The sequence below is a fragment of the Oceanotoga sp. genome, from assembly GCF_030445905.1.
Taxonomy (GTDB): domain Bacteria; phylum Thermotogota; class Thermotogae; order Petrotogales; family Petrotogaceae; genus Oceanotoga; species Oceanotoga teriensis.
The window spans coordinates 24,837-34,133 of record NZ_JASUSU010000031.1 but is presented as its reverse complement, the minus strand read 5'-3'; the positions used below and the strand labels follow the sequence as shown (position 1 = coordinate 34,133).

General features: G+C 23.2%; 9 protein-coding genes. 6 read left to right on the top strand and 3 right to left on the bottom strand.

Annotated features, from left to right (window positions below; translation table 11 throughout):
* Positions 1-265 precede the first annotated feature (265 nt).
* From PWP28_RS09515 to PWP28_RS09500, 4 genes are read left to right on the top strand one after another with little or no spacing between them, the layout of a single operon-like run.
* Positions 266-907, top strand: coding sequence for a TrkA family potassium uptake protein (locus tag PWP28_RS09515; protein WP_308644645.1), 642 nt, complete (start codon positions 266-268; stop codon positions 905-907).
* 2 nt (positions 908-909) lie between these two features.
* The gene (locus PWP28_RS09510) at positions 910-1,578 is read left to right on the top strand and encodes a TrkA family potassium uptake protein (RefSeq protein WP_308644644.1); all 669 of its coding nucleotides are present in this window, start codon (positions 910-912) and stop codon (positions 1,576-1,578) included.
* Between the two features lie 11 nt (positions 1,579-1,589).
* Entirely contained in the window at positions 1,590-3,068 is a 1,479-nt protein-coding gene (locus PWP28_RS09505) for a TrkH family potassium uptake protein (protein WP_308644643.1), read from the top strand.
* A 23-nt stretch (positions 3,069-3,091) separates the two neighbouring features.
* Complete coding sequence (locus PWP28_RS09500; protein ID WP_308644642.1) at positions 3,092-4,900, top strand: PAS domain-containing protein; 1,809 nt, start codon at positions 3,092-3,094, stop codon at positions 4,898-4,900.
* Positions 4,901-5,226: 326 nt separating this feature from the next.
* Here PWP28_RS09500 and PWP28_RS09495 read toward each other — a convergent pair whose 3' ends face one another.
* Positions 5,227-5,907 (bottom strand): Type 1 glutamine amidotransferase-like domain-containing protein, encoded by a 681-nt coding sequence (locus PWP28_RS09495; RefSeq protein WP_109604129.1) that lies wholly within the window; start codon positions 5,905-5,907, stop codon positions 5,227-5,229.
* Positions 5,908-5,965: 58 nt separating this feature from the next.
* Between PWP28_RS09495 and PWP28_RS09490 the strand changes: the two genes are divergently transcribed.
* Complete coding sequence (locus PWP28_RS09490; protein ID WP_109604130.1) at positions 5,966-6,910, top strand: DUF4003 family protein; 945 nt, start codon at positions 5,966-5,968, stop codon at positions 6,908-6,910.
* Positions 6,911-6,937: 27 nt separating this feature from the next.
* On the opposite strand, the gene PWP28_RS09485 is transcribed toward PWP28_RS09490, so the two are convergent.
* On the bottom strand, positions 6,938-7,861 hold the full coding sequence (locus tag PWP28_RS09485; protein ID WP_308644641.1) for an alpha/beta hydrolase: 924 nt from the start codon (positions 7,859-7,861) through the stop codon (positions 6,938-6,940).
* A 72-nt stretch (positions 7,862-7,933) separates the two neighbouring features.
* Here PWP28_RS09485 and PWP28_RS09480 point away from each other — a divergent pair, with 72 nt between their 5' ends.
* Complete coding sequence (locus PWP28_RS09480) at positions 7,934-8,503, top strand: HD domain-containing protein (protein ID WP_308644640.1); 570 nt, start codon at positions 7,934-7,936, stop codon at positions 8,501-8,503.
* 176 nt (positions 8,504-8,679) lie between these two features.
* On the opposite strand, the gene PWP28_RS09475 is transcribed toward PWP28_RS09480, so the two are convergent.
* Positions 8,680-9,297 (bottom strand): cyclodeaminase/cyclohydrolase family protein, encoded by a 618-nt coding sequence (locus PWP28_RS09475; RefSeq protein ID WP_308644639.1) that lies wholly within the window; start codon positions 9,295-9,297, stop codon positions 8,680-8,682.

The following is a 9,297-nucleotide window of genomic DNA, read 5'->3' as shown; positions in this document are numbered from 1 at the left end:
ATAAGATATTTAGATTCACAATGGTTATTAAGGTATTCATCATAAACAAAATCAAGATAAAATTGAGAATTATTCAAGGTATTTACCTCCTTTTTTTGTGTTTGTTGTTTAACAAAACAGAAAATGGTTATTTATTATTTCTTAACAATTTAATTATAACTTATGGGGGTAAATATCCCTTTTAACATCGTTTAAAATTACTTTAAATAAACGTTTTTAGAATTTAGAAAGATACTATATAATGTTATTAAAATGGAGGTATATTATGTACATAATTGTTATAGGTTGTGGTAGAACAGGTTCTAAGTTAGCTAATTATTTTTCTTCTAAAAATCATAATGTTGTAGTTATTGATAATGATGAATCAACGTTTCAAAAATTAGAAGCATCTTTTAATGGAATAACTATTCTCGGAAATGGAATAGATGAAGAAATATTATTAAAAGCTGGTATAGAAAAAGCAGACGCTGTTTTGACTATGACAAAAAATGATAATACAAATATAATGGCAGGACAAATAGCTAAAAAAATATATCAAATAAAAAAAGTTATAGCAAAAATTAATAATAAAAGTAGAGAAGAATTATATAAAAATCTAGGTTTGGAAATTATAAATACAACAGAAATAAATGCTATACAAATAACAAATATGCTTTTTGATGAGAAAATAAAATTTTTTCCTTTATCAGAAGAATTTAATATAATAAATATAAAAGCTAAAAAAAATTTGAATATAGAAAATTTTTATGGTATGATACCTTCTGCTTATCAATTTCTTTTTTTAATAAGAGAAGAAAATATATTGTATTTGAAAGATATAAAAGAAGTAATAAATGATGATAATTTAATTTTTTTGACTAAGGAAAGCAATTTGAATATAAGTTTTGATTTTAAAGAGGTGTTTTAAAAATGAATATAATAATAATTGGTGGTGGAAAAGTAGGTTATTTTTTATCAGAAAAACTTAAAAATGATCATAATATTGTAATAATTGAAAAAAACAAAGAGAAATGTGAAAAAATATCAAATGATTTGGGTATAGTTGTTATAAATGGTGATGGATCTGATTTGGAAGTGCTTAAAGGGGCGGAAATAAATAAAACTAATGTTGTAATTGCTACAACGGGAAAAGATGAAGATAATTTAGTAGCATGTCAAATTATTAATAACAATTTTAACGGAATTAGGACAATCGTAAGAGTTAATAATCCTAAAAATGAAAAAGTAATGGAAGAATTAGGGGTTGACATTGCTGTTAGTAGTACTTCAGTTATTTCTCAACTTATAAAAAATGAAATAACTTCAAAAGAATTAGTTACTTTAATGACTTTTAAACGCGGAAATATGGCAATTGTAGAATTAAGTATACCAGAAAATTCTTTTGCTGATAATAAAAGTGTTGTAAGTATTGCAAAAAATTTACCAGAAAATTCTGTTTTAGTTTCTGTTATTAGAAATGGGAAAGTTATTTTTCCAAAAGGAAATACTATTTTAAAATCTAATGACTCAATAGTAGCTGTTACAACAGTACAAAATCAAAAAGAATTTGAAAGTATTTTTTTAAAAGAAAAAAATTAAGGAGATAATTTATGATTCAAAATTTTAATAAATTAAAATATTTTACAATTTTTAAATATGTTAGTTATTTAATAACAGGTGTAGGTTTCATAATGTTTACTCCATTGTTATCATTAATTTTTTTTCCACAAGAGTATGAACTTATTAAGTTTTTTTTATTTCCTGGAATATTAACTATTTTAATTGGTGGAATAGGAATTTTTTTCTTAAGAAAAAGCGAAGAAAACATTATAACTATTAAAGAAGGCGCATTTATAGTAACTATAACTTGGATTTTAACCATTTTTTTAAGTGCATTACCATTTTATTTTGGTCGAGAATTTTTGGATCACAATTTTTCTTTTTTGGATTCCTTATTTGAATCTATGAGTGGTTGGACGACAACAGGATTATCTGTAGCAATAGTCGAATCAACTCCTAAAATTTTTCTTTTTTGGAGAAGTTTAATGCAAGCTTTTGGTGGAGCTGGATTAATAGTTGTTATGATGTCTGCTATTATAGGACCTGAAGGATCCGGGTTATATGAAGCTGAAGCTAGAGAAGGAAGATTAGTTCCGAATGTAATTGAAACAACTAGAATAATATTAAAAATATATATAGGTTATTTAGTATTAGGAACAATTTTGTATTATCTTGCTGGAATGAATTTATTTGATGCAATTAATCATTCAATGGCAGTTTTATCTACAGGAGGTTTTTCTACTCATAGTGAAAGTATAGGGTATTGGGATAGTATTTCAATAGAAGCTGTTACGATATTTTTAATGTTTCTTGGAACTACAAATTTTGTCACACATTATATTTTATTAAAAGGTAAAATAAAAAAAGCTTTAAATGATATAGAAATAAAATTTTTAGGATTTTTATTAGTTTTTTTTGTTCCTTTATTATCTTTTATATTATTTAGTGAATTATATAATGATTTTGGTAGGAGTATTAGAATATCAATTTTTGAATTAACAAGCGCATTGTCAACCACAGGATTTTCTACAGTTAGCTATAATGACTGGCCAATAGCGGGTGTGTTTTTATTAGTGTTATTCATGCTCATAGGTGGTGGAACTAGTTCTACGGCTGGTGGTATAAAACTTTATCGCATAGCTATAATATTAAAAAATATTTATTGGAATATTAAAGAAAAATTATATGTTAAAAATGCATATTTTAGAAGGTCTGTATATAGACAGGGAGAAATAAGAATAATAAATGATAAAAATATAAATCAAATATTTAGTTTTATTTCTATGTATATAATAACTTTTTTAGTTGGAGTTTTTATATTTGTGTTAAATGGATATCCATTGTTAGATTCAATGTTTGAATTTGCGAGTTCTTTAGGAACTGTAGGGCTTTCAATTGGGATTACTAGTTATGAAGTTCCTGATGTTATAAAAATAGTCCAAATAATAGGAATGGGACTTGGTAGATTAGAATTTATGGCTATAATAATTTCTATTTCAAATGTTATAAAAGATATAAAAAATAAATGATTTTTATATTTTGAGGTGATAATGTGTTTAATAGTTTAAAATCAAAATTCATATTTTTGATTTTTATTCTTTCTGCGATAATAAGTTTTATAGGGATAATTTCGATTTTAAATATGATAAGTGTTACTTCTGATGTTAAATTGTTAATTTCAAATAATTATGATTCTGTTAAAGTTTTAAATGAAATGAAATTTTCTATAAAAGAACAAAATAATTTAATTATGAATATTATAAAAAATTATAATGTAGCAGATATAGAAAAATTTTACAATGAAAGAATAAATTTTGAAAAGGCTTATTCTTTCGAAATTTTAAATATAACAGAAATTGGAGAAAAAGAATTAGTAGAACTTTTAAATAAAAATTATAAAAACTTTTTAAAAAGTTTTGAGGATATAAAAAATAATGATAATTCTTTGGAAAATCAAAAGTTTTACGGTGAAAATATAAATCCAATATATTATGAATTAATAAATAATTTAGATGATCTCATAAATCTTAATGAAAAGGCAATGTTTAATTCTAAAAATGAACTTGTAATGAAAGGTAAATATTTAACAATATTAATATTTGTAATATCCATTATATTTATAATTTTCAGTATTTTAGTTTCATATTATCTTATAAATAGATTTTTAAAACCTTTATATTTACTTATAAATGAAATCAAAGAAATAAAATCTATGAGTAAAAGAGAACATTTAAGTATAAAATCTAATGATGAACTCGAAATTTTAATAAAAGAATTTAACAAGATGACTGATAGAATAAAAAATTTTGAAATAAATGCAATGGATCAATTAGGAAATGAAAAAAATAAATCGTCTGCACTTATAAATAATATTCCAGATCCTATTTTAGTTCTTAATGATGAACTAAAGATTATAATATCTAATAATGAATTTGATTACTTTTTTAATAAGAAAAAAGAAGATATTAAATATAAATATATTTTTGATGTTATAAAAAGTATAGATCTTTATGATATTCTTTCAAATTTTGTAAGAGGTACAAATGAAAAAATGAATAAAATATTAAAAATTAATATTGATAATAAAGAATATTATTTTAATGTACTTTCGACAAAAGTTAGAGATATTAATTCAAATATAAATGGAATAATAGTTTCTTTAAGGAATATAACTATTCAAAAAGAATTTGAAAAGATGAGATTAAGTTTTGTTTCGGAAATAATAATAAATGCTAATACTAATTTTAAAAATATTTGGGACGATATTTTAGAGTTAGAAAAAGAATTAGAAAAAACAACAAAATTTGAAAAATTAAAGTTAAAATTTAAAAATTTGTTTGATTTAAATTTTAATTTAATAAATATAAAAAAGATAGATGATTTTGACATGTTTTATATATACAAAATTCAAGATTTAAATGGTTTAATTTTAAAGTGTTATGATTTATTTAAAGAAAAAGCTGAAAATGAAAATAAAATATTAAAATTAAATTTGACAAATATTCAAAAAATTTATATAGATCCTTTAAAAATTGAGTGGGTAATAAATGATATTATTTTTAATAGTTTAAATTTAATGTCAAAAGAAGAAATAATCGAAATTTCAACTTTTAATAGCAAAAAAGATGAAGTTTGCTTAGAGTTAAAAATTTCTGGAAAAGAATTTGAAAATATAAGTTTAGATAATATAATCGATAATCAACAAATAGATTGTTTTTATTCAGAAAAATTATTTGAAAATAAGATAGGATTAAATATATCTAAAGAAATACTTGAATCACATAAAGCAAGATATATTTTTGAAAAAAATGATAACTATATAAAAATCAAGATATATTTTAATAATTTTGAAAATAGGTAGAATGTTTAATTAATATATAAAAATAAATTAAGGTAAGATTGAGTCTGTAAAATAAACTTAAAAAAACAAATGAAAAGTGCAAAAAATGATAGTATATTAATATGAATAACTTTTTAAAATAAGTAATATAAAATTTTCAGGTTAGAATTAAAGATATTGTCTTTAAGTTTATATTAGAAAAAATGGACAATTCAGATATAATAAGGTTCCAATTATTTTATCTGGCAGTCCATTTTTTTGTAGCTTTTACTCTTCAAAATTCATATCTTTTTCTTAATTTAATTTTAATTTAATTTTTATATACTATAATAGTATCTTATTATTAATTAAATTAATTCTGTGTATTGAATATTGTTATTAGTGTCTCTTTCTATCATATAAGATTTTTTCTTTGAAGAAGAGATTATTTTATTTATTTTGTTATCGATCCATTCTAAAGCACTTTCATTTCTTAAATGTAAACATCTTAAATTTTGTCTTATTATTAATTTTAAGAGATCGTCTTTCAAATCTTCTGAGTCTAAGTTATTTATGCATATATCTAAAAAATTCAATCCATTTATTTTAATTGGGGCACTGGACCTATTTTTTATCAGTATGTTTTTGTATAATATACTTGATCCTGCTCCAATTCCAACTATTTTTATACCTTTTAAATATGCATTTTTTAATATTATATCCATTCCATTACTTATTAGGTAGTTATATAGAAGAAGTATATCTCCGTCTCCTAAAAATAAAATATCCGAGTTATATATTATATTTTCAAGTTCTTCAAAGTCATATTCTTTATTTGTAAGCGTTATAGGGATTATACTACATCCGAGTATTTCAGAGTATATTTTATAGAATTCTTCTATTTCTTTAAAAGAATCGTATGAAGCAGCTGAAATATAGGATACTCTCGGTTTTAATTTTTCTGTAGATTCTACAATATATTTATGAATATTCATTATATTTGATGAATCTTCTAATTTATTATGCTTTATAGATATTATATTTTTCACGTATATCCCCCTTATATTTTACGATTGTTTATTATATTATCGGATAGGAGAGATTTTTATGAAATCATTTAACAAGTATTTTACAGAGTATGAAAAGATAAAAAACTTTTTAAAATGGCGTTTAAATCCTGAGATTATCAAATTGATTGCTTTAATTTATTATATTTTTGATTCTGAATTTGATGAATTTAGATTTAAAGAAACTGTTAAATTAATAAAAGAAAATTCTAAATTATTTGTTCATTATAAAGGATATTTAATTTATCAACTTGCGGCTATGCTTTGTTCAAAATATGAAAATTCTTCTGAAAAATTTGATGAATTAAAAAGAATAGATATGGAATTTAATAAGTTGAGATTTGAAAATAGCTCTTATTTGTCCATAGTTTCTTTTTTTCTTATTGAAATGGCGGATAAAGATGATATTATAAGTAAATCTTCTGAGATATATTTAACCATGAAGAATAAAAATTTTTTTATAAGTTCAGAAGATGATTATCCTCTTGCAGTTTTACTTTCGGTCACTGAAAAGAATGAGATAGAACTCTTTGAAGATATAGAGAGTTATTACAAAAGTTTGATGAAAAGAAAATTCAAAAAAGGTAAAGAATTACAATTCTTGTCTCAACTATTAGGGGTTTTTGAAATCGATCAAAAAGGATTATATATGGATAAGTGTAGAACATTATTTGAATTTTTAAAGTCTTCAAATATGTCTAAAGAGAAAATGATTTATCCTGTGATAGGGTTGGCAGTTATAAATGATGAAGATCTTGACTCTTATTTTAAAAAAACTATGAACACTTATGAAATAATAAAAAATACAAAAGGTTTTAAGTTCGGTAAAACTATAAACACTGTATTGGCTTTTGTATTGAACTTTGATTTTAATGAAAAAGATAAACTTAAACCAAAGATAAAATTGAATTTAGATGAGATAATGAAAGCTCAATTAGTAACTTTAATAGCCCTATATTCAGCATCTTTGAATTGTGCAGAATAAAAAATAAGCATGGTTTTTTAACCATGCTTATTTTATAGCTTTTTTTATAATATTTATAAATACTTCAGGACATTCTTCTTGTGGAACATGGCCACAATTATCTATCAAAAATAATTCTGAATTTTCTATATTTTCAAATAATCTTATGCTATCTGTATAAGGTATTATTTCATCTTTTTTGCCATGTATTATTATGGTTTTATTTTTTATGTTTGAAATGATTGATTCGAAATTATACATTTTGCTTCCTTTTGTAAATTCCCAAAAAGCTTTTTTATAACCTTTAACTTTTAAAGGTTTTTTATATTTTTCTAAAGTATTTTCATCTATTTTATTTTCATCATAAAAAGATAATTTTAAAAGATCTTCTGAAGCATTTAAAAGTAAATTTGAACTTATTTCTGGTCCGAGATAGTTTATTTGAGGAATATTTAAAAAAGGTTTTATAAAATCTGGAGAACCGCCGCCAGTATATATTGCCGCATCAACAAGAATTAAATTTTCAACAAGATTCGGGTATTTATTTGTGAACAATGTTGCTAAAGAACCACCAGCAGAATTTCCTATTAAAGTTGTTTTCTTTATTTTGAATTCATCCATAATTTTTTTTATTAATTCTATATGATAATCTGTGTTATAAGGATTTAAATTTTCATTGAAAACTCTTTCTGTTATTCCAAAGCCAGGTCTATCAAAAGATATTACTGTAAATTTTTCTGATAATTCTTTAATTGTCTTATCCCATGTATAAGTGCCAGATCCAAATCCATGTAATAGTATTATATATTTATCTTTTGATCCATATTTTTTATAATGTATATCTATACCATCTATTTTTACAAATTGACTGTCTTCATCAGCTAAACTCTTATATGTATACATACCATCATCATATTTATATGAGAAAGGAATTGCAAAAAGTAGAATCAATATTATATTAAATATTTTCAAATTAATCACCCCCATTTAAATTATACCTTAAAAATGATATCATATTATTAGATTGAGATTGGAGTGATATAAATGAATTCTATTTTTGTTGAAAAAACAAGAGATTATATTTTAAGCCAAGAGTATCATATTACGCATTCTATTGATCACATATTTAGAGTTTTAAAGAATTCTATTTTTATTTCAACTTTTGAAGGGGGAGATATGGAAGAAATTGCAATATCAGCTTTATTACATGATATTGCGAGAGATGAAGAATTAAAAAATCCTAAAATAGATCATGCTGAAAAGGGAGCTGAAATAGCTAAAAAATTTTTGATAAATATAAATTATCCCAAGCATGAAGAAGTTTATTATAATATAATGGTTCATAGATATTCAAAAGGTAAAATTCCCAAGACAATTGAAGCAAAAATACTTCAAGATGCCGATAGATTAGATGCTTTAGGTGCTATAGGTATTTCAAGAGTTTTAATGCATAACAATGGAGAAACACTTAATAAAAGAATTGAACATTTTTATGATAAGATTTTAAAATTAAAAGATGGTATGAATACTCAAAAAGGTTATGAACTTGCATTGGAAAAACATAGACTTGTTGAAAAGTTTGTTCATGCATTAGAAGAAGAATTACGGTATTAAAAAAGCATTTCCCGATATTTCGGGAAATGCTTTGTTTTCTTGGCATACTTTCTGGCCTGAACATTAAATAGGGATTTTCTAACTTTTATTTGAAAGGGATTATTGCTGTTATTTAATTACATTTATATTATGCTTTTTTAGACTTAAAAATACCTTAGAAATCCCTTATAAATTACTTAAAAATCTATTTTAGTCAATATCTTTTGTTCAAGTAATTTAGTCTGATTTTCGATAGTTTCAACTTCTTTTTTTAATCTTTGAACATATTCTTCGTCTTTTATAGAACCAAGATTTATTTTTACATTATATAGAGCACCTAATATGCCTGTTCTTGCCATCATTGCAGCAACAGCACCATCTGTAATAGCATTTTTATTTCCCTTTTCAACTACTACTTCGGCTAATTGCATAATTTCAAAAGAGATTTTTGCTATGTTTAAAGGTACTTCAGCAGCTTTTTTAGTTGCATTTTGAATTAAAGTAGTTCTTTTAGATTTTTCTTCATCAGTCTCTTTTGGAGCTTTAAAAGCATTCATAACTTCATTAAAAGCTTGTGAATCTTTATCTATATAATCTAAGAGAATATTTCTTAAATTTTCAGATTTTTCAAAAATTTCTTTCATGGTAGCTTCTTGATCTATATATTTCTTTTTTCCTATAGTTAAACTGGCTACCATTTTTGAAAGAGAAGCGGCAATTGCAGAAGCCGCTGCTGATACACTTCCCCCACCAGGTACTGGATCAGAAGAAGCTATTTTTTCTGTAAATTCATTTAAAGTCATATCTTTAAACAT